Below are 22,163 nucleotides of genomic sequence, written 5' to 3'. Positions count from 1 at the left end.
AGGAGGAGCAATGATAGAACTCTCACGCACAACAAAAGAGACGGACATTCAAGTGCGATTAGAAGTGTATGGGCAAGGCGCAGCGAAAATAGATTGTGGGATTGGATTTTTTAATCATATGCTTGAATCTCTTGGTAAGCATTCATTAATGAATCTCGAGATTTGCTGTAAGGGCGATATTTGTGTGGATTTTCATCACAGCGTGGAAGACTGCGGGATTGTTATTGGGGAGGCATTAGCACAAGCGATTTATCCGATTAAGGGTATTGAGCGATTTGGTAATGCCTCTGTGCCAATGGACGAAGCGTGTGTGGAGTGTGATATTGATATAAGCAATCGTCCTTTTTTGGTTTTTGATACGAGTGCTTTTAATGAAAGTTTTAAGGGCAAAGTGGGTGATTTTGATGTGGAGCTTGTCGAGGAGTTTTTCCGCGCAGTGTGTTTTAATGCTAGAATCAGTGTGCATTTGGTCTTAAAACGCGGTAAAAATTTGCATCATATTATTGAAGCGATGTTTAAAGCCTTTGCAGTGAGTTTGCGAAGAGCATTGGCTCATAATGAGAGAATCTCCATTCCCTCTACCAAAGGTGTCGTATGATTAAATTGCTTGTGTTTGATGTCGATGGGACATTAAGTGATGGGAGAGTGTATTATTCGCAATCGGGTGAAGAGATGAAGAGCTTTAATATCAAAGATGGCTTGGCTATTAGTGTTTGGAATCGTCAGCTTAAAAGACAGAGTGCCATCATCACGGGTAGAGAATCTACGATAGTGCAAAATCGTGCGCAAGAGCTAGGAATTGCACATATTTATATGGGGGTGAGTGATAAGGCACAAAAGATTCAAGAATTGCTTAAAGAATTGCATCTCAAGCCCTCTGAAGTTGCTTGTATTGGCGATGACTTGAATGATTTGGGTATGTTTAAGATGTGTAAGGCTTATATGCCTAAAGATGGCGCACAAGCACTAAAAAAATATGCCTTTAAGATTCTCAAGCATAAAGGTGGAAAGGGTGCTGTGAGAGAGATGATTGAAGATGTATTAAGAATCAATGGAGATAAAAAGCTTGAAAAATATTATTCATAGAGTTTATGCCTTCTTTTTTAGCCTATTGGCATTAAGCCTTTTGAGCATTATATTTTTTACCTCTAATGAGGAGATTCACCAAAATATTGGCAAAGAAGTGCCCAATATCGAAATCAATGACTTTACGCTTTATTTGATTAATTCTCAATATTTTCAATCTTTTTCTTATGGAGCAAAAGCTATGCGCTATAACGATCATGAGGAAATTTATGATCTTTTTGTTGAACAATATAATCCGCAAAGTGCTAATGAATTTATTTATGCCCCATTTGTAGTTAATAAAGAGGGACGATATACCTTTTCTCAAGGTGCAAATTATCTGCGTGAAGACGGCTTGCATTTTTGGAGTGAAGATGGCACTTATGATTATAATAATAGAATCTTCCAGGGCAAGGGTGCTTTTCATTTGATAAACAACACGGCAGATACCAAAGGAATCAATATTTTTTACAATGCATTTAGTAATGAAGTCCGTGCTGATAATATTAAAGCGGATATACAAATAGGGAGAAGTTTTTGAGAATCTTCCTTATATTTTGTTGTTATTTTTTAGGGCTTTTTGCTGATACACTTGAAGTGAGCGCAAAAAAATTTACCTCTGATGTGCAAAAAGGTATTACAGAGCTTAGCGGTGAAGTCCTTGTCATCAGAGGGGAAGATCGACTATGGGCGGATCAAGTCATTATAGAGACAAATAAAAAGCGTCAGCCTCAAAAATATACTGCTACGGGCAATGTGCGATTCTATGCAAAACTTCCCGATAAAGAGGTGAGGGGTCAAGCAAAGAAAGCCATTTATGATGTGCAAAAAGATGAGTATCAATTCATTGATAGCGCAAGTATTGAAGAAGTGGGCAATAAAAACCTCATCACAGGGAATCTGATTGTTTTTAATATGAAAACGCAAGAGGCTAGTGTAAGGGGTTCAAGTCATCGTCCGGGCGTTATTACTTTCACTATGGATAGTATAAAAAGTAGTAATCCCCCTGCACAAAAAGAATCGCAATGAATACGCAAGAATCTGATAATCCCATCATAATCAAAAAAGCTTCATTTATAAAGAGTGCCAATGATTTTCATAATGCGCCTGCTCCGCATTATTCAGAGATTGTTTTTTTAGGGAGAAGTAATGTCGGGAAAAGCACATTGATTAATACGATTCTCAATGAGAATCTTGCCAAAAGCTCTTCAACGCCGGGTAAGACGCAATTAATCAATTTTTTTGAGACATTGTGGGAGATTCAAGGGCAGATTGTGCCTTTGATTTTTGTTGATTTACCCGGTTTTGGTTATGCCAAAGTCAGCAAGGATACAAAAAAACATTGGGAAAAGAATCTCCTCCAATTCTTGCTCAAACGCGATTGTATTAAGCTTTTTTTGCATTTGGTTGATGCGCGACATCAAGATCTTGCAATTGATCAGCAAGTAGAGGGATTTTTACAAGAAATTTGTCGCAATGATCAGCAGATATTGCGTATTTATACTAAATGTGATAAACTCAATCAATCTCAAATCCATAAAATTGCTCAAAGTGCTTCTTCTACGCAAAGTCTTTGCGTGAGTGCGACAAATAGCAATCATCGGAAGCTGACATCAATAAAGCAGCTACGAGGCGTGATTTTACAAAAAGTTTTAGGATATTCATAATGCAGTTTGAAATTATTAAGCCCACACTTGCTCATATTCCACAAATGCGAGAAATTGTAAGCATTGAAGTAAGAAACGGCATTATTTTAGAACGTAGTGAAGATGAAATGGCAAATGCCATACGCTCTTATCAGCTTGCAGTGGCAGATTCAGGAGAGATTGCAGGATTTTGCGCACTTTATATCTATTCAACTTCATTGGCTGAAATCCGCTCACTTGTTGTTCGTGAAGATTATAGAGGAGAAGGGCTTGGAAGCAAACTCGTGCAAAGGGCTATTGATGAAGGCAAAGAGCTTGGCGTGAAAGAGATTCTCACGCTAACCTATCGGGCTTCATTGTTTCAAAGGTTAGGTTTTGCTATAATAGAAAAATCATTTTTACCAAATCATAAAATATGGGCGGATTGTATCAAATGCAAACATTTTCCAATATGCGACGAAATAGCTTTAATAAAGACATTTTAAAAGCTGTTATACTTTTTGCCGGATTGTGTATTTATGAAAGCATTGCAAGTATGCTGGTTTTTTTGCCTCCGCTTATCGGGATATGTTTGATTTTGTTTATCCGTTTTGATCAATCTGATAATTTTTATTCTTTTTTGGCTATTGCGTGTGCAGTGATTTTTGTTGAGATTGAAAACAATATCCCCTTAGGATTTTTGCTTGCTGTGTTTTTATTTTTATCCTTGTTAGTGATTCCAAAGATTCAAGTGATACTTAATACACCAAAAATACTTAAACTTGCCTATGTTGCCCTTGCATATTTAAGCTATTATTTTATTATTGAAATTCTTGATTTGATTGTGGGTGTGAATTTTTCTTGTAGTTTTCTTATGATTCTCTATTTTATTGCACTTGAAATGATTGTGGCGATTTTCTTATGAATTTGCGTTATAAAATTTCTATCATTTTTTTTGTCATCGTATGGTTTATTATTATTGTCAGATTGTTTGTTGTGAATATCATTAATCACGATTATTATGAAAAACTTGCTGAAAAAAATATCACCAAAGTAGAAGTTTTGATGCCTATGCGCGGTTATATTTTGGACCGCAATGCCGAGACTTTGGCGATTAATGAATTAGGATTCTCTGTTTCGTTATTGCCTAGAATCCGCGACAAACAAGTCCTTGAAGCAGAGATTCGTAGGATTGTAAAATTTATTCCTCATCTTGATGAACAGAATCTGATCAAATTATATAAAAAATCAGATCATGCTTATAATCACGCGCCCGTTGAGTTGGTGAGTTTTGTTTCTTATGCGGAGATGCTAGGCATTTATAGCTATCTCAAACGCTCATCAAATATTGTTATCACAGCAAATAAAAAGCGACTATATCCTAATGAAAGTATTGCCTCACATGTGATTGGCTATGTCGCTAAGGCAAATGATCAAGACATACGCAATAATCCTTTATCCCAATACACCAAAATCATCGGAAAAGAAGGTATTGAAAAGACCTATAATACCTTTTTGCAAGGTGAAGCAGGTTATAAGAAATCACATATTAATGCGTTTTATAAAGAGATTGAAATCTTGCAAGAAGATGAGATTCTCCAACGCAACGACTTGCATTTGACGCTTGATATTAAACTTCAAGAAAGTATTGATGCGCAATTTCAAGAAGCATCGGGGGCGGTGATAGTAATGGACGCCCGTAATGGAGAGATTCTTGCGGCAGGCAGTTATCCAGAGTATAATATTAATTATTTTGTTGATGGTATCAGTCATAAAAATTGGCGAGATTTGCAAGAAAATGTTCATAAACCCTTGATTAATAAATTTGCTAATGGGCGTTATCCTCCGGGATCTGTGATTAAAATGGGTATGCTTTTGGCATTTTTGGAATACACAGGCATTGATGAAAACACGGTGATTAAAACGCCGCCTTTTGTTGAAATTGGTGGGAGGAAGTTTCGAGATTGGAAGGCAAGTGGGCATGGCAGTGCTGATGCAGTGAAAGCGATTCGAGAATCTGTCGATGTGTATTTTTACCAGCTTTCCCAAAAAGCGGGGATAGAAAATATGGCGACAACCTTGCACCAAATGGGCATAGGTGAGCGCACAGGTGTGGATATTCCTAATGAAGCAAGTGGCATATTGCCCACACCCGAATGGAAGTTAAGACGTTATGGTGAGGATTGGTATACTGGAGATACAATTGTTACATCTATCGGACAGGGGTATTTTCTGACTACGCCTATTCAGATTGCTCGATATACTGCGCTTATTGCATCAGGCAAGCTTGTAACACCTCATTTTGCAAAGAGCTTTAATGAAACACCTGCAGAGTTTCCTATTCGCGATATTTTGAATGATACGCAAAAGTCCAAACTTCCCGTTTTGCGTAAGGGTATGTATCAAGTTTGTTCTGTTCCGGGTGGAACGGCGTATTATCGCACACAAGGCACAAGAGTGAGTTTGGCATGCAAAACAGGGACGGCACAAGTCGTGGGAATCCCTCAAGATGTCCAAAAGCGGATTAAAGAATCTGATATGGAATATTTTCATCGTTCGCATTCTTGGATTACAGCATTTCTACCTTATGAGAATCCACAATATGTGGTTACGATTCTTATAGAGCATGGAGGAAGTGGTGGAAACGGCGGACCTGTGCTTGTCAAGATTGCTAATAAACTTAAAGAGTTAGGCTATATTAAATAAACTTAAAGGACAGATTATGGGACATCTTGTAGATTCTAAAACGATCTTAGTTACCGGTGGCACGGGGAGTTTTGGTAAAAAGTTTGTGCAAGAAGTGCTTACTCACCATAACCCTAAAAAAATCATCATTTATAGTCGTGATGAATTAAAACAATACGAAATGAAACAAGCTTTTGACGATAAGCGAATGCGTTATTTTATCGGTGATGTGAGAGACAAAAGTCGCTTAGAAGTCGCACTTTCTGGTGTGGATATTTGTATCCACGCCGCAGCCTTAAAGCATGTCCCCATTGCAGAATATAATCCAATGGAGTGTATTAAAACCAACATTGATGGCGCGAGCAATGTGATTAGCGCGTGTTTGAGCAATGATGTCAAGCATATTATTGCCCTTAGCACAGACAAGGCTGCTAACCCTATTAATCTTTATGGAGCGACAAAGCTTTGCTCGGATAAACTTTTTGTTACTGCAAACAATATCAAAGGAAGCAAAGCATCGAAGTTTAGTGTGGTTCGTTATGGTAATGTTGTGGGTTCAAGGGGTTCAGTGATACCATTTTTTAAAAAACTTATCAGTGAGGGGGCAAAAGAGTTGCCTATCACCGATGAGCGTATGAGTCGTTTTTTTATCACACTACAATCAGGGGTGCGATTTGTTTTGGATAGTTTAGAGAGAATGCATGGAGGGGAGATTTTTATCCCAAAGATTCCTAGCGTGAAGATTGTAGATTTAGCCCGCTCCCTTGCGCCACAATTGCCTTTAAAGGTGATTGGCATACGCCCGGGTGAAAAATTGCATGAAGTGATGGTGCCTAAAGATGATTCTCATTTGTGCGTAGAGTTTGAACATTTTTTTATTATTATGCCTACAATTAATTTTCAAACGCCTATTGATTATCATCAAACACTTAGAGGAGAGCAAGGAAAGCCCGTATCATCAGGATTTGAATACAGCAGTGATAAAAACGAATGGTGGTTGGATTCTCAAGAGATTCTCAAAATTATAGAAAAATGATAAAATTTTAAGCTAAACATCAGAAAAAACATTTTACAATTCTTTCGCTTTAAATTCTCATTAAAGGAATGAAAATGATAGAAAAAGATATTGTTAAAATGCTCAACGAGCAAATTGCAAAAGAAATGTATGCGGCTAATCTCTATTTGAGTATGAGTTCTTGGTGTTATGAAAATAGCTATGATGGTGCGGGTTTGTTTTTGTTCCAACACGCCGATGAAGAAAGTAGCCATGCTAAGCGTTTGATTACTTATCTTAACGAAACAGATTCTAAAGTCAGTATCGCACAAATCCCTGCTCCAGAATCAAGCTTTAATGGGCTTTTAGATGTGTTTGAAAAAACTTATGCGCATGAGCAAAAAATCACACAATCTATCAATGAGCTTGTAGATTTTACATTGCAAAAGAAAGATTATGCTACATTTAATTTCTTGCAATGGTATGTGAGTGAGCAACACGAGGAAGAAGCATTGTTCCGTGGGATTGTCGATAAAATCAAACTCATTGGTTCAAGTGGTGATGGACCTTACTTGGCTGATCGATTTATTAAAGACCTTACCTCAAAATAAGCTTTTCCGTGCTAGATTCTATAAAATATTATAGAATCTAGAAGGAATATAATGCAAACGCTTTTTAAACACAAAAAAATCCTTATCCTTACCAGTGCTTCTATTGCTCTTTATAAGATTCTTGACCTTATCAGCACATTGAGAAAATATGACGCTCATATAAAAGTCGTGATGAGCCCAGAAAGCGAAGCTTTTATCGCACCTCTTAGCTTTGAAGCACTTAGTCAAAATATCGTTCTTACGCAAGAGAGTCAATCATGGACAGCAGAGGGTGCAAACCATATTTCTTATGCCAAATGGGCAGATGTCGTATTGATCGCTCCAGCGACAGCAAATACAATTGCCAAAATTGTTGCAGGTATTGCCGATAATGTGATGCTCTCAACCCTGCTTGCGACTAATGCACCAAAGATTCTCGCTCCTGCGATGAATACGCAAATGCTCCGCGCCCCTCAAACACAAGAAAATATCCATAAATTACAAGCAATGGGCTATCGCATTGTAGATTCTCGTGTGAGTAAGCTTGCTTGCGGCGATGAAGGGGAGGGTGCAATAGCCGATGTGAATCAAATCATTTTTGCCCTTGCTTCAAGCTTGAGTTGTGATTCATTTTGGACAGAAAAAAGAGTGATTATCACCGGTGGAGGTTCGATTGAAAATATTGATGAGGTGCGCTATATTTCCAATCATTCTAGCGGCAAACAAGCGAGTTTTCTCGCACTCGCACTTTATTTGCGTGGAGCAAAAGTGAGTTTGATTGCAAGCTCTTTTCCTGTCATTTTACCTCTAGGAATAAAGCAGATTCCTGCCCAAAGTGTGCAAGATTTTTCTTGTGCAATTCAAACAGAGATTAATCAGAATCTTGCAGATTGTATTGATTCTAAACCTATCATCTTTATGGCGGCGGCTCTTGCTGACTTTATCCCTATGCAGTCTTTTCAAGGAAAACTCAAAAAAGAACAAGTCGGCAAGCACCTTGAAATCACTTGCGAGCAATCTCAAGATATTCTTTTGGGTTTAGATTCTTCGTGCGTTTGCAAGATTGGCTTTAAAGCCGAGCTTGATGCACCTAATGCTTTGCAGTCGGCAAAAGCAATGCTTACACAAAAACAATGCGAAATGGTGTGTTTGAATGTGATTAGCCCTACTTGTCCTTTTGGGGGAGATTCTAATCGTATGACGCTTATTGCCAAAGATGAGGTGTTTGAAGTAGGGGAATGCTCTAAATTTGACACAGCCCTAGCCATAGCTGATTTTTACAAAAAGATAGCAAGCCGATGATCCCTAGACTTACGCAAATCACACAGCTGCTTCATACAGCCGCAAAGGAAAAGCATTTTAACGCTTCATTGCCCCTTACGATTAAGGTGTTGGCAAAACTTAAAGGGGATTTGTATTTGCTACAAATTGGTTCGCAAAAAATTGAGACAAAAAGCCATAAAGAGCTTTTAATCGGAGGGAGATATTGGGGTGAAATGGGAAAAAGCTCCTTAGGACATATTGCTTTGCGTAATCTTGTGATGCAGCCGCAGATTCTACAATCTTTCCAACACTCTCCTTTGCATTTTTCGATTGATGATTTGAAGTCATTGTTTTCACTAGAAGAACAAACCGAAGAAAGTAATATTTTTGAGGATTTTAAAGATTTTATTCTCCAAAAACTTGCTAGTGCATCAAGTAAAAATGAATTTTTGTTTTTAAGCAATATGCTTTTAGCACTAAAAAGCGGAGTGCTTAATCTGATTGTGGGTGAAAAAGAAAATATTTTGCAGGTGAAAAAAATTGCTACAAATAAAGTAAGATTCACTGCAATAATGCCTGTTTTGGGTATGATTGAGGGTGAAATCACACATCAAAATCAAGACAATATCCTTGATATAAAAGTGCTATACGAAAGCACAAAAGAGATTTTGGAAAAGAATCTCGAGGATATTAGAGGATTTAAAGTCGGTGTGATTAGGCTTGATCAAAATATCAAACCTATGTATGAGTTTAAGGAGCAGCTTTTAGACATCAAAGGATAAGGAGTTTTAATGATGCAACCAGATTATCAAGGATTTGTGAGTGTTGCCAAGTCGGCATTAAAAGGGAGAATCTACACGGATTATTTGCGGCGATTTGCCTATGGGACAGATGCGTCTTGCTATCGTTATGTCCCGCAAGTCGTGGTGAGAGCGAAAAATGAAAAAGAGATTTGTCAGCTTTTTAAATGGAGTTTGCGCTTCAATGTTCCTCTTAGTTTTCGTGCTGCAGGGACAAGCCTAAGCGGACAAGCTTGCAGTGAGGGCGTGCTTGTGCTTGCGAATAGTTATTGGCAGGATATGAAGTTTGTTTTCAATCCTTCAGATTCTGAATCTAAGCATAAAAAGGCTTCTTCACGCAATTCTATGTCCGCAGATTCAGAAAGTCCCCAATCTATTTGGCTCTCTTGTGGTGTGATAGGTAGCGATGCAAATGCTGCGCTTAAACCCTTTGGGAAGAAAATCGGACCTGATCCTGCGACAATCAATAATGCAATGATTGGCGGGATTTTTTCGAATAACTCTAGCGGAATGTGTTGCGGTGTAAAGCAAAATAGCTACAATACGATTAAGTCAGTGCGCGTGATTTTGCATGATGGTTTTGTGCTTGATACGAGCGATGAAAAGAATCTCCACACATTTATGCGCACACATAAAGGCATGGTGGATTCTCTACTTGCCTTGCGAGAGCAGATTCTTGCAGATTCTAAACTTAAGGCATTGATTAAGCGTAAGTTTGCGATTAAAAATACGACCGGCTATAGCCTCAATGCGTTGCTTGATTTTAGTGATATTAAAGATATTCTCAATCACATTTTTATCGGAGCGGAAGGGACTTTGGGCTTTGTTTCACGCGTAGAGTATGAATGCGTGGAGGATTATGCTTTTAAGGCTTGTGCATTGCTTTTCTATGAGAATCTGCTTGGTGCGTCAGAAGCAGTGAAGATTCTCGCGCATAATGAGGATATTGTGAGTGCTGCAGAGATGATGGATTATGGTTGTTTGGACGCAGTGAGCCATTTGGAGGGTATCCCAGAGATTATTTTTCGTGCAAAAAAAGGGAATTGCGCCTTGCTTGTCCAGCTTGAAGATTCTACAAAAGAGGGTTTAGAATCAAAGGTTAGTCGTATCAAATCCGCACTCAAATCCGCTCCCAGTCTTTTTGGCGAGGAGTTTAGCTATGATTCTAAGCAACAAGATTCATGGTGGAAAATCCGCAAAGGATTATTGCCTATTTCGGCTTCGACAAGGCGCAGTGGAAGCACGGTGATTACAGAGGATATTTGCTTTGAGACAGAATCTTTCGCGCCGGGTATGGAAAAAATCACCACGCTTTTTGAGAAATATCATTTTGAAGGTATTATCTTTGGACATGCGCTCTCTGGCAATGTGCATTTTATTATTACACCGCTTTTAGGCGATGATACAGAAAGGGAGAATTTCGCGCGTTTTATGGACGATATGGTGGATATGGTGGTGTCGTTAGGCGGTAGCACAAAAGCCGAGCATGGCACAGGGCGAATGATGGCGCCTTTTGTGGAAAAGGAATGGGGTAAGAAAGCATACGCACTCAATCGGCGTATTAAGGAGATTTTTGACGCAAAGAATCTTATCAATCCTGATGTGATTATTTGTGATGACAATACAATCCATTTAAAGAATCTCAAACCTGCCAATGCTATTGAGGATTTTATCAACCAATGTATGGAGTGTGGTTTTTGCGAGAAAGTTTGTCCTAGCAAAGATTTGACACTCACACCACGACAGAGAATCGCCGTGCGCAGAGAGATTGCGCGACTTGAAGAGTTAGAGGCAAAAGGGCTTTTAGAGGATAAGATTACAGATTCTGTCATACAAGAATCTGCACAAGATATGCGACAATCCACCCAAAGTCTCTCTCCAAACTCTGCTTTAGAATCTTCGCAAGAATCTCTTCACGAATCATCACCCAATCCCGCTCAAATTGATTCTCAATCATCTTATGCTCATTCATTCATGGATACACTTAAAAGCAACGCAAATATGATCGTGGAAAAAGGCACAAAAGACATTGCTTCTAAAATCGCCAAGCACCAGACCCATGCACCCCTAACGCAAAAAGAGATTCTGAAAGAGCTAAAAAAAGGCTATGCTTATTTTGGTGTGCAAACTTGCGCTACTTGTTCGATGTGTGCTTCTTTGTGTCCTTTGGAGATTGATACCGCAAAGATTGCTTCTAAGCTTAAGCGTGAGCAAGCAGGTTTTGTGGCAAAAAGAGTCGCAAATAATCTTGCTACGCATTTGCCGCGCACGATGAAATGGGGAAGAAATGCAATTAAAGTGGCGAATTTTGGCAGTAAATATTTAGGTGCAGGTATTGCAAAATCTCTTAGCAAGGGCGCACATAAGGTTTTTTCTACGCCCATTGTCCCGACTTTTATGCCTAAACCCAACACCTATATGCTTGAATCCAAAACATCGCCTGAAAATAAAAGCAGTGTGATTTATTTTAGCACTTGCATCAATCGAATGTTTGCACCATCGGTGAAAATGCCCGATAAGCGTCCGATCCAAGAGGTGTTTGAAAATGTATGCCGTAAAGCAGGCGTGAATGTCCTTTATCCACAGAATCTCGAGAATCTGTGCTGTGGTAAGGCATTTAAGGATTATCAAAAACCAAGTGATGAGCTTGCGTATGAGACTTATAAAGAGCTTGTGATTAGTGCAAGTGAAGAAAAGCTTGATATTGTGTGCGATCATAGTGCTTGCACTTATGAATTGCTCAAGCGTGTGGAGGAGTTTGCTAAGCATAGCGGTATTTCAATCAAACTCTATGATATGCCCCAATACATTGCACAAGTGCTTCTGCCTAAGCTTTCTATCGCGCCTTTGGAGGAAAATATCGGGCTATATATGATGTGTGCGACCAAAAAGGGCAAATGGAGTGATACGCTCTATCAAGTGGCTAAAGCTTGTATCAAGGGAGAAATCATAATCCACCAAAAGACCGAATGCTGCGGTTTTGCGGGGAATAAAGGCTTTACTACGCCTGAACTTAATGAAAGTGCGCTAAAAGAGTTTAAGGCATTTTATGAGGGATTGGGTGATAAAAAAATCTCTCACGGATACGGTAGCTCTAGCACTTGTGAAATTGGACTAAGCGAACAAAGCGGCTTTGGCTGGCAGAATCTGATTTATCTTGTGGATAAATGCTCTCAATAAGTAAAATCTTCTAAAGCTTTATATCAATGTGAGCAAAGAATCTTATCATTCTTTGCTCATCATACTTCTTTACCTTGATGCAATCTCTGCAAACAACATATTAAACGACTATCTTTTGCTCTCAATTTAAGCCAATTTTCAGTGGGGGGGGGGGGTATAATTTCATTGTAGTAACTTAATGAGGAAAGCAATATGAAACCTAGTATGACAAATTTAAGTGCATTTGTGGGGAATCAAAATGTGCAATTTTCAATCCCTATGTATCAACGAAATTATGTGTGGGAAAGAATAAACTGTGAGCAGATGTTGGAGGATATTGAAGTTCTTGCAAGGGACACAAATAAAACACATCACTTTGGAATGATTACTTTTATCCAACATAGCAAAAATGATGCGCATGGCAATATGGAATTTGTGATTGTTGATGGACAACAAAGGATTACGACCACAATGCTTTTGCTGAAAGCTATTCATGGTGAAACCAAAGATGCAATCATCAAACAAAAAATTGAGAATATGCTCAAAGATCAAAACAAAATGAGATTAAAACCAATTGAGTCTGATAGAAAGGCTTATGAAGCCCTTATGAATGATCAACCCACTTCAGACTATATGCAGTCTGATATTATCAAAAACTATAATTTTTTCAGAAATGCTATTAAAAAAGATAATGAAATATTGGAAAGAATTTATGGTGCTCTAGCGCGCGTAGATCTTTTTGGTATTTGCCTTGAAAATGGTATTGATGATCCTCAAGTTATATTTGAACGAATAAATGCTACAGGAGTGCGTTTAAAAGGTATAGATTTGATTCGTAATTATTTGATGATGTGTAAAAATTCTGATGAACAAGCAAGGCTTTATGAAAATTATTGGAAGCCAATGGAAGAATACACGGAAATGGAGAAACATACAGAATCTTTTATAGTAACATATCTAAGAATATATTATGGTGCTTCTGTAAAAGAAAAAGATGAAAGAGCATTGTATAAAAAATTTAAATCTCATCATAGAGACAGATTTGAAGAAGATACAGAAAAACTAATGCAGGAAATGTGTAATTATGGAAGAATTTATCAGATATTTCTTAAGAAGAAATTTAAGTTTGCAAATACTCCAGCTACCCTTAAACAAATGGAGCAATTAAAACAAAGAATACATACGATTGTGGATATTGGATTTGGTGTATCTTATCCTTTGGTTATGCGATTAATTAATGATTTTGAGAAAGGAGTTTTGGATTTTGATAATTTTGACGCTATGTTAGCAACGCTTATAAGTTACTATGTGCGAAGAAATATTTATAGACTTGGCACAGAGGCACTTAATGACATCATTTATCCACTTTATTCAAATTTAATAGAAAGTGGTAATTTAAGCAATACTAGAATGCAAAGAATCTTGGGAGAGAAAATGGGAAGAGAGACTTTTCCAAGTGATATGCAAATCAAAGAGAGTTTTCTAACATGGACTGCTTATTCTAAAGGAAAAAATTTTATCACAAGATTAGTATTGATAGAGATTGAAAAAAAGATTAATAAAGACGGCTTTGATGAATCTAAAGCCACCATAGAGCATTTTTATCCGCAGACACCGACAAAAGAGTGGCGTGCATTAGTCGGGGAGGAGTATGAAATTTTAGAGAATATGTATCTCCATACAATCGGGAATCTTTCCCTTACAGGGCAAAATGGAACTCTTGGGAATAAACCCTTTTTTGAGAAAATAGAGATATTTCTTGAGCATGGCTCTTTAAAGCTTAATGAGTATTTTACCAATATGGATACTTGGGGGATAGAGCAAATTAAAGAAAGAGCAAGGTATTTGGCAGAGCGATTCTGCGAAGTGGAGATTTTTAAGGATTTGCCAAAAGAATATCGCAAGAGAGCTGTTTTTAAAACATTGAGTGATGATTTGACACATTTTTATTTTAACAGATTATTTTTGCCTAATGGACAAGGACATAATGTAAAAATCCTTAAAGATTTAGCACAAATCATCGTAGATTATTTGTATCAGTATCATCGTGGAGTAGTCGAAGAAGCGACAGATGAGAATCTTGGCTATATTGAATTTGATGAAAAAAAGGCTAAGTTTAGAGACAAAGATGGCATACTAGTTGTAAAGTGTGAAAAAGGCGGATTTTGGTTTATCTCAAGTGCTTCCGCACGAGATACGGGGAAGAATCTTGCTCATTTCATAGAATCTTGTCGCCTTAATCCACAAGATTTCATATTGGAGAATTAAGCCGTGATTTATGAAATCCTGTGCGACTATATATCAGCGCGTTTTAGCCGCAAAGAATTAAGCACGACAATGAGTGAGCTTAGACTCATTGAGAGTGCCGCAATGAGAGGGATAATCAGCCCACACAACGCAAGAGGGATCGTTAAGGCATTATAAATAATGCTTAAAAGGATATTTTGTTTGATTGTTGAGAATGTCTTGCGTGCAAGGATAAATGCGCGATTAAGCGTGGAGAGCTGGTCATCAAGGATCACAACATCACTGCTTAAAATCGCAATATCACTTCCTGCACCCATTGATATTGCAATATCACTTTGACTAAGTGCTGGTGCGTCATTGATACCATCGCCGACCATCACGACAATCTCATCGGGGTGAGCGGCTTTGTATGATTGAATCCATTCGTTTTTTTGTAAAGGTGAAAGTGCGAAATAATAGTCTTTAATATCAAGCATTTGCGCGATTTCAGCGACACTTTCTTGACGATCCCCGCTTAAAAGTGCTGTCTTAATGCCTTGAGAATGTAATGATTCTATAAGCATTTTTGCGTCATCTTTGAGCTTGTCTTTTAATGTAATAATTTCCAAAAGTTCGCTTTTTTGTGAATCTGTATCTTTGATGCCAAAGCCAAAAACCATACAATCGCCAAGGTCAAGTTTAGGCAAGGCAATGTCTTGTGATGACAAAAAGGTAAGATTCCCACCAAAGAGGGTTTTTGTTTGCCCATTGATTATCACTTGAGCTTGAATCCCTTGCGCGTCAAATTGTGTAAAATCACTCAATGTGTATTCTGTGTGAGATTCGCAATTGTGCGATTCTTGCGCGCATTGCTCATCAAGGTATTCTTTGATGCCTTCTGCTACGGGGTGTTTGCTCAAACGCACAAAAGCAAGGAGCAAAGACCTGTCATATTGTGCGTAGAGATGTGTTTTTTGCACTTTGGGTTCGCCTTGCGTGAGTGTGCCTGTCTTGTCAAATACGACTAAATGGCTTTTGGCAAGAGTTTCGAGGAATTGTGCTTGTTTGAATAACACATTGTGCTTGTAAGATTCCCCAATGCCTACTACCGTGGCAATGGGCGTAGCCAGAGCCAAAGCACAAGGACAAGCAATAATAATCACTGAAATGCTAATCATCAATGCCCGCTCAATGCTCACTTCACCGATAAAAATCCAGCTTAAGAATCCTAATAATGCGATTGTAAGAATAGTGCGTGAGAAATATTGCGAGATGCTATTAGCGAGATTCTGAATGTGCGGGCGGTAAGAGAGCGAAGAGGAAACAATGCTGATAATATGGCTCATCAAGCTTTGCGAGAAAGCTTTTGTCGCCCGATAATAGATTTGATGATGCAGATTGACATAGCCTGAAAGCACTTCATCACCGCTTTTTTGTTCAATAGGCAATGATTCTCCACTGATAGCTTTTGTATCAAAAAGCGCATTTTGGCTTAATAGCACGCCATCAATGGCGATTTTTTCTCCTGCAAGGACGAGTAATACATCGCCCACTTGCACTTCTTCGGGTGATTTGGTGCGCACTTGATTTGGATTATCTTGCTCACATACTTGCACGCTTGTGGGTAAAAAATGCGTAAGTTTATCCAAACTATCACCCGCATTTTTGCGCGCACGCACTTCGAGGAATTTCCCAATCAATACAAAAGTGATGATCATACTCACAGATTCAAAGTAAGTCTCCCCGCTGTGTGTGATTGCCGCATAAATCGAATAGCAATAAGTCAAAGTCGAACCTACCGCGACAAGCAAATCCATACCAATAAAGCCATTTTTTAACCCATAATAGCTTGATCGAAAGAAAACAAAGCCCGAATAGAAAAGCGCGGGTGTGCATAGGATAAAAGAGGCGAGATTGAGTATATCTTTGGCATTTTCATCAATGCCTAGAAAATATCCGCTGTATTGTGCAATCGCCACCCACATAATGTTCATTGTGCAAAAAAGAGCGACAATCACACGAATATAATATTCATTCATTTGTTTTTTGTCTTGGCTTTCTTGCAGTCTTGCGTCATAGGGATACGCATCATAACCGATAGAGCGGATAAGTGCAATGATTTCACTTAATGCGAGTTTGGAATGATCCCATACAATCGTGGCTTTATTGTTTGTATAATTGATATGCACTTGTTGGATTCCCTCTTGTTGTAAGAGGATATTTTCGTTGAGCCAGATACACGCCGCGCAGTGAATCCCTGAAAGAATCAAATGCACTTCGCAAAGTGTGGGAGTATTTTTATCAGCGAGTGAGGTAACATATTTTTGATGAAATCCTGCCGTGTCAAAACGCGCCAAATCCTGATTTTCTTGCGCAATAGGTGGGGAAAGAGGTGTGTTGAGTTTATCATAAAAACTATCAAGGTGTGCTTGATGCAATAAAAAATACACACTCTCACAGCCATTACAACAAAAATAAAGCCTTTCTCCTTGCGGGTTAGATACCTCTTTGAGTTGCGATTTGTTGTATAAAAGTTGGCAATGAGAGCATTTGCATTGAGTCGAATCGGACAATTTACAATCACCATTCCTTGATTTCATTATACAGAGAATCTCGTTCTATGGCTCTTAGCCCCGCATCTTTGATTTGTGCGATGAGGTCTTCTTTACTTGCGCCGCTTTTGCTCTTAGCTCCCGCAGCGGATTGTATGGATTCTATTTCAATCGTGCCGTCCATATCATCTGCTCCAAATTCTTGTGCGACAATGGCGAGATTCAGTCCTAAAGTCGCCCAATAAGCTTTGATATGAGGAATATTAGGAAGCAAGATTCTCGCAATGCTGATGGTTTTTAGAATCTCCTGTCCGCTGGGGAATTTTTGCACATTAAGAAAGTTGTTTTGTCGTTGGTAAAGTAAAGGGATAAAGGCATTGAATCCGCCCTTTTTAGATTGGACAATTGCACTATCACTTTGAGCATCACGCAATCGCAAGATATGATCGATGCGATTTTCTCGTGTCTCAATATGTCCAAAAAGCATTGTAGCATTACTCATTTTGCCCAAAGAATGCCAATATTGATGTATTTCTAGCCATCTTGTAGAGCTGACTTTTCCCTTGCAAATGAAGCTTCGCACTTTTTCATCAAAGATTTCTGCACCTCCACCGGGCATAGAATCTACCCCTACCTTTGCCATATCTTCAAGCACATTTTGATAGCCTTTGTGGGAGATTCTGTCTAAGTAATCCACTTCTGCAGCTGTCAAAGCCTTGAGGTGAATATCTGGCATGGCTTTTTTGATTTCTGCAAAAAGCTCAAAATACCAATCATAAGTATAATAGGGATTATGACTGGATACGACATGTAATTCTTTCGCACCTGCTTCGTAAGAACGGCGTGCTTGAGAGAGTATTTCATCAATACTCATTGAATAAGGGTTAGGATTTTTGCGTGAAGCTGAAAATGCGCAAAATTTGCACACATCGGCGCAAATATTGCTTGGATTAATATGACGATTGATATTGAAAAATACTTTATCCTCATATCGTTCTTTGCGTAATTGATGCGCTACTTCACCAAGCGTAAAAATATCATATTCATAAAGTTTGCTAAGCTCTTGGACGCTTAGATTCTCATTGTGCAAAACTCTTTGCAACAAATCCATAATTGCTCCTTTTGTTATACTGCTAATTAATTTGGTTCAACCGCCCGTGTAATAAAAAGCACGCGCTGAATGTTTGGATTCTACCATATTTGTATCCCATTGATTCTTTTCGGGTTTGTTTTTGATGGCAATTTCTAAAAGTTTTTGCATTTGTGCGGTGTCATTAGCAAGAATTGCTTCTTTAAGAGAGACACTTTCTTGATAATAAAGGCAAGGACAAATGACGCCATCACTCGTTAATCGGATACGATTGCAACTCTGGCAAAAATCATCTTCATGGGGAGAAATGATGCCAAAAGCATAGGCTTTTTGTGTGTGTGGGGCATTTTGGGATAGGGCATAGATTTTAGCTGGTCCAAAATGCTCTTTTTGGAGAAGTTCAAAGCTGTATTTAGTGGCGATGATACGCAAAATATCTTTGCTTGATAGCCCCTTGATAGCTGCATTCGCGTGAGTGTTTTCCATAAATTCAATAAACCGCACAAGGTAGCCGTTTTGTTTGCCAAACTCCAAGATGTCGATGATTTCATCATCATTGATGCCTAAAAGTGGCACCATATTGATTTTGATGCCTAACCCTACACGATGCGCTTCATCGATGCCCTTGAGAATCTGTGGGAGGGCATCGCATTGGGAGATTTCTTTAATGCGTTGAGGTTTGAGAGAATCAAGAGAGATATTAATCCGCGATAATCCCGCATCTTTGAGACTTGCTGCGTATTTGTAAAGAAAAAAAGCATTAGTAGTAAGTGTGATTTCAATATCTTTTTTGTAGGTGAAAATCCCCCCGATAAATTCACTTAAGTCTGGTCTTAAGAGTGGCTCTCCACCGGTGATACGAATCTTTTTGATGCCATTATCAATGGCGATTTTGATAAATTCTAGCATTTGAGGCAAAGGCAAGGCACTTTTATCAACAAAATCTTTTGGTGTGTGGGGCATACAATATTGGCATCGGAAATTACATTGTTTAGTTACGGATACGCGTAAATAATCAATAGTGCGTCCAAAGGTGTCTATAAGCATTTTATTTCCATATTGAGTTTAATTTTATTGAAACAAAATCATACAAAAAAAGATATAATGCGCAACAAAATACAAAGGTTTTTAAGGTTTTTTATGGACAAGATTCACATTCCTTGCGTGATTTTAGCAGGAGGCAAAAGCTCACGAATGGGAGAGGACAAAACACAAATGAATCTGGGAGGGATCAGTCTAACCCAATGGACTTTACGCCATTTAAGCAGTATTTTTGAGCAAGTCTATATCAGTGCCAAGACACAAGATAAATTTGCATTTGACGCATCGTTTTTGATTGAATCTGAATCAGTTTTTGCACCTATGGTCGGAATCTATAATGCTTTTATGTCTCTCAAAGATGCTCAAGAGATATGTTTTGTCAGTGTGGATACACCCTTTGTAACATCGCAAACTTTTCATGCAATCGCGCAAACTCAAGCAGATATTGTTTATGCACAAACATTGCATAAGGCTCATTATCTTATCTCTAAATGGCACTCTACGATGCTTAGTGCGCTTGAGCGGGCTTTGGATTCTCAAGATTATGCACTTCATCGCATTGTGGCTACGCATACTCATCAAGGTATTCAGGCAAGCGAGGAAGAATGTTTGAATATCAACACAAAGCATGATTATCTTTTGGCACTTCAACATCATCAAATGTTGCAACAATAGGAGTTTATGATGGCTGATGATGAAGAAAAAACCCAAGCCCCTTCCGCTCACAAAATCCAAAAGGCTCGTGAGGAGGGAAATGTCGGTAAAAGTCCCGAAATGGTGGGATTTTTTATTTTATTGGTGGGTTTGGGTATGATGTTTTTCCTCATTCCTTATTGGGTGGAGGGAGCGCAAAAAATCTTCGTCCATGTCAATGCACTTTTTAATCTCGATGTCGATAGGCGCATTTTAGGGAATCTGATGTTAAGCATTGCCTTTGAAGTGTTTGTGATGTTAGCTCCTTTGTTTCTTGCATTGATGATTACAGGTATTATTGCTAATGTCGCACAATTTGGGCTTCTTTTTTCTCCAAAGGTGATTAAACCCAAACTTTCAAAGCTCAATCCTATTTCGGGTGTAAAAAATGTGATTTCACTCAAAAAACTCCTTGATGGTTTTATGATTACGCTCAAAGTTTTTGTTGCTTTTATTGTGGCATTTGCTGTATTTGTGAGCTTTTTTAATGAATTGCCAAGCGTCTCTATGTCGGGTTTGTATGGACAAATAATGTGGTTTAGGCAAAAAGCTTTGATTCTGATTGGGGTGTTGTTGATTTTGTTTTTTGTGATGGCTGTGAGTGATTATCTGATCAAACGTTATCAATACACAAAAAGCTTAAAAATGAGTGTCAAAGAAGTCAAAGAAGAGTATAAGCAATACGAGCAAAGCCCAGAGATCAAGGCTAAAATACGACAAATGCAGCAAAAACTTGCAAGTAGGCGTATGATGCAAGAAATACCTACTGCATCAGTAGTGATTACAAACCCTACGCACTATGCCGTAGCGATTCGGTATGGTGAAAAAGAGATTGAGCATCATATGCCGCCCGTTGTCGTTGCTAAGGGTGTCGATGAGCTAGCTGTCCGTATCAAAAGTGTCGCGCGTGAATATGATATTAGAATCATAGAAAATCCCCCTTTGGCAAGGGAGCTTTATCGTCAAGCAGAGATTAATCAAGTGATACCGCAGGCACTTTTTGTATTAACTGCAAAGGTTTTGGAAGAAGTAGAGAGATTGGATTTGCTCGAGGGCAAGAAAACAATGTCAGACATTTTGGAGAAGGCTCGCAAGCTCAAGCAATAAATAATCACAGAATCTGCGCTTAGTGATTATCGTTTTCTTCTAGTTCCTTGCATATTCTTTCAAACTCTTGATAATACTTCCATGATTCTATAATATCAGAGCGGTGGGATTTGATAAGCGTAATATCCTCTTGAATCTGTTTTTTAAACGCTAAGGCAAGTTGTGGATTATTCTTTAAATAATTCAATATATCTTGCTCGCTAAAAAGATTATTTTTCAGATTCTCAATATAGCTTTGCAATGCGTGAAAGTATCTCTGGAAATAACTTTGGACAGCATCAAATAAAAGTTTGTTTTCTGTCAAGATTCTAAATTCCTCTTGTTTTATATACAAAACAAGATTCTTTTGTGGTGTATCAATACCTATAAAATTTGTCATATCTGTGAGTTTATGATCATTATTGGGGGTTAATTGGTGGGTCGTGATAAGTATTTCGATTTGTGCTTCTTGTGCATTTTTGTCAATATCTTTGGTATTTGCTCTTAAAGTGCAAGGCAACATCAATAAACCCTCATACCGATTGACTTTGCCACTAAAGGCTTTGGGATTGTTTGGCACATTGAAGTGTAGTTTCTTTGAGAGATTCACAAATGTATGAAAAGCTTTGTCCCCGCTAATCTCATCAATAGGGATAAAATGAATATCGGAAGTTGCATTTTTGAGCCAATCAAGCCTAAGTCTAAGCCCTCCAAAATCCCCCCACTGAAGTGAAAAATTATCAAGTGTTTGGAGAATGTCTATATCGGGTTTCATTTTGTAAGCTCCGCGATAATGGATTTGAGGGAAAATGATTTCACTATTTAAAGAGAGATTCTTAAATTTATCAGTTATCGGCTCTGTGCCACTGATATGATTAACACCTGTCTTTAGACGACTGATATAATCCCGAGTAACGCTAAAAATAGGGACTTTTTTATCAAGCAGGTGAGCAAATTTTTCTGCACCCTTTTGCCAAGCATTGAAAGAAAAGAGGATATTTTTGCCTTGCAAATAATGCTGATACAAATCAATATAAGCACTTTTGTAATCTCCAAATTTCCAACACACGGTGTAAAATTCAATACCTTCACAATGATGAAAGAAAGTTTCTGTTGCTTCTCCGCCCGCACAGCTATTATAAAGCCAAATGCCATTATATCCCCAAACTAAAGGCACATTCATCTCCCATGCTAATTCTGCAGGGATATTCTCATAGCTTAAGATAAGATGATGTATGGGTGTGTGTGATAGTGTATTTTTGTTGGGATTATGAGATTCTATTTTTTTATTGTG

Annotated in this window: 20 protein-coding genes; 16 read left to right on the top strand and 4 right to left on the bottom strand. The window is 38.3% G+C overall.

Annotated elements, in window-relative coordinates:
- The first annotated feature begins 10 nt into the window (after positions 1 to 10).
- From hisB to LS68_RS09365, 14 genes are all read left to right on the top strand, one after another.
- On the top strand, positions 11 to 598 hold the full coding sequence (gene hisB / locus LS68_RS09430; protein WP_034373681.1) for an imidazoleglycerol-phosphate dehydratase HisB: 588 nt from the start codon (positions 11 to 13) through the stop codon (positions 596 to 598).
- Positions 595 to 1,086, top strand: a complete 492-nt coding sequence (locus LS68_RS09425) for an HAD family hydrolase (protein WP_034373679.1) — start codon at positions 595 to 597, stop codon at positions 1,084 to 1,086. Before hisB ends, LS68_RS09425 begins: the two co-directional genes overlap by 4 nt.
- Complete coding sequence (locus LS68_RS09420) at positions 1,067 to 1,606, top strand: hypothetical protein (RefSeq protein WP_034373676.1); 540 nt, start codon at positions 1,067 to 1,069, stop codon at positions 1,604 to 1,606. Before LS68_RS09425 ends, LS68_RS09420 begins: the two co-directional genes overlap by 20 nt.
- Positions 1,603 to 2,094, top strand: coding sequence for a lipopolysaccharide transport periplasmic protein LptA (gene lptA / locus LS68_RS09415; RefSeq protein ID WP_034373672.1), 492 nt, complete (start codon positions 1,603 to 1,605; stop codon positions 2,092 to 2,094). Before LS68_RS09420 ends, lptA begins: the two co-directional genes overlap by 4 nt.
- On the top strand, positions 2,091 to 2,732 hold the full coding sequence (gene yihA, locus LS68_RS09410) for a ribosome biogenesis GTP-binding protein YihA/YsxC (protein WP_034373668.1): 642 nt from the start codon (positions 2,091 to 2,093) through the stop codon (positions 2,730 to 2,732). The genes lptA and yihA overlap by 4 nt, the downstream gene beginning before the upstream one ends.
- Entirely contained in the window at positions 2,732 to 3,196 is a 465-nt protein-coding gene (locus tag LS68_RS09405) for an N-acetyltransferase (protein WP_034373664.1), read from the top strand. The genes yihA and LS68_RS09405 overlap by 1 nt, the downstream gene beginning before the upstream one ends.
- A complete protein-coding gene (locus LS68_RS09400) occupies positions 3,145 to 3,615 on the top strand; it encodes a hypothetical protein (RefSeq protein ID WP_241993737.1) in 471 nt (156 codons plus the stop codon). Before LS68_RS09405 ends, LS68_RS09400 begins: the two co-directional genes overlap by 52 nt.
- Complete coding sequence (gene mrdA, locus LS68_RS09395) at positions 3,612 to 5,396, top strand: penicillin-binding protein 2 (protein WP_034373658.1); 1,785 nt, start codon at positions 3,612 to 3,614, stop codon at positions 5,394 to 5,396. Before LS68_RS09400 ends, mrdA begins: the two co-directional genes overlap by 4 nt.
- Before the next feature lie 16 nt (positions 5,397 to 5,412).
- Positions 5,413 to 6,411 carry a UDP-N-acetylglucosamine 4,6-dehydratase (inverting) gene (gene pseB / locus LS68_RS09390; RefSeq protein WP_034373654.1) on the top strand — a complete coding sequence of 333 codons (999 nt, stop codon included), beginning with the start codon at positions 5,413 to 5,415 and terminating at the stop codon, positions 6,409 to 6,411.
- Between the two features lie 74 nt (positions 6,412 to 6,485).
- Entirely contained in the window at positions 6,486 to 6,980 is a 495-nt protein-coding gene (locus LS68_RS09385; protein WP_034373651.1) for a ferritin, read from the top strand.
- 51 nt (positions 6,981 to 7,031) lie between these two features.
- On the top strand, positions 7,032 to 8,261 hold the full coding sequence (gene coaBC / locus LS68_RS09380) for a bifunctional phosphopantothenoylcysteine decarboxylase/phosphopantothenate--cysteine ligase CoaBC (protein WP_034373648.1): 1,230 nt from the start codon (positions 7,032 to 7,034) through the stop codon (positions 8,259 to 8,261).
- Entirely contained in the window at positions 8,258 to 9,004 is a 747-nt protein-coding gene (locus LS68_RS09375; RefSeq protein ID WP_034373644.1) for a hypothetical protein, read from the top strand. Before coaBC ends, LS68_RS09375 begins: the two co-directional genes overlap by 4 nt.
- A gap of 9 nt (positions 9,005 to 9,013) precedes the next feature.
- Entirely contained in the window at positions 9,014 to 12,202 is a 3,189-nt protein-coding gene (locus LS68_RS09370; RefSeq protein ID WP_241993736.1) for an FAD-linked oxidase C-terminal domain-containing protein, read from the top strand.
- 192 nt (positions 12,203 to 12,394) lie between these two features.
- A complete protein-coding gene (locus LS68_RS09365; RefSeq protein ID WP_034373809.1) occupies positions 12,395 to 14,449 on the top strand; it encodes a DUF262 domain-containing protein in 2,055 nt (684 codons plus the stop codon).
- A 26-nt stretch (positions 14,450 to 14,475) separates the two neighbouring features.
- Here LS68_RS09365 and LS68_RS09360 read toward each other — a convergent pair whose 3' ends face one another.
- From LS68_RS09360 to moaA, 3 genes are read right to left on the bottom strand one after another with little or no spacing between them, the layout of a single operon-like run.
- Positions 14,476 to 16,980, bottom strand: a complete 2,505-nt coding sequence (locus tag LS68_RS09360) for a heavy metal translocating P-type ATPase (RefSeq protein WP_034373806.1) — start codon at positions 16,978 to 16,980, stop codon at positions 14,476 to 14,478.
- A 7-nt stretch (positions 16,981 to 16,987) separates the two neighbouring features.
- The gene (mqnE, locus tag LS68_RS09355; protein WP_034373803.1) at positions 16,988 to 18,070 is read right to left on the bottom strand and encodes an aminofutalosine synthase MqnE; all 1,083 of its coding nucleotides are present in this window, start codon (positions 18,068 to 18,070) and stop codon (positions 16,988 to 16,990) included.
- 36 nt (positions 18,071 to 18,106) lie between these two features.
- Complete coding sequence (gene moaA / locus LS68_RS09350; protein WP_034373799.1) at positions 18,107 to 19,096, bottom strand: GTP 3',8-cyclase MoaA; 990 nt, start codon at positions 19,094 to 19,096, stop codon at positions 18,107 to 18,109.
- A gap of 93 nt (positions 19,097 to 19,189) precedes the next feature.
- Between moaA and mobA the strand changes: the two genes are divergently transcribed.
- Positions 19,190 to 19,765 carry a molybdenum cofactor guanylyltransferase MobA gene (gene mobA, locus LS68_RS09345; RefSeq protein WP_034373796.1) on the top strand — a complete coding sequence of 192 codons (576 nt, stop codon included), beginning with the start codon at positions 19,190 to 19,192 and terminating at the stop codon, positions 19,763 to 19,765.
- A gap of 9 nt (positions 19,766 to 19,774) precedes the next feature.
- Positions 19,775 to 20,890, top strand: coding sequence for a flagellar biosynthesis protein FlhB (gene flhB / locus LS68_RS09340; protein ID WP_034373793.1), 1,116 nt, complete (start codon positions 19,775 to 19,777; stop codon positions 20,888 to 20,890).
- 19 nt (positions 20,891 to 20,909) lie between these two features.
- On the opposite strand, the gene LS68_RS09335 is transcribed toward flhB, so the two are convergent.
- A partial coding sequence (locus LS68_RS09335) for a DUF2972 domain-containing protein (RefSeq protein ID WP_138091480.1) occupies positions 20,910 to 22,163 on the bottom strand: 1,254 nt, incomplete at its 5' end.

This window comes from Helicobacter sp. MIT 05-5293, assembly GCF_000765665.2.
GTDB lineage: Bacteria > Campylobacterota > Campylobacteria > Campylobacterales > Helicobacteraceae > Helicobacter_C.
Note: the sequence above shows the minus strand (reverse complement) of the source record. Positions and strands in the feature narration are given on the sequence as shown.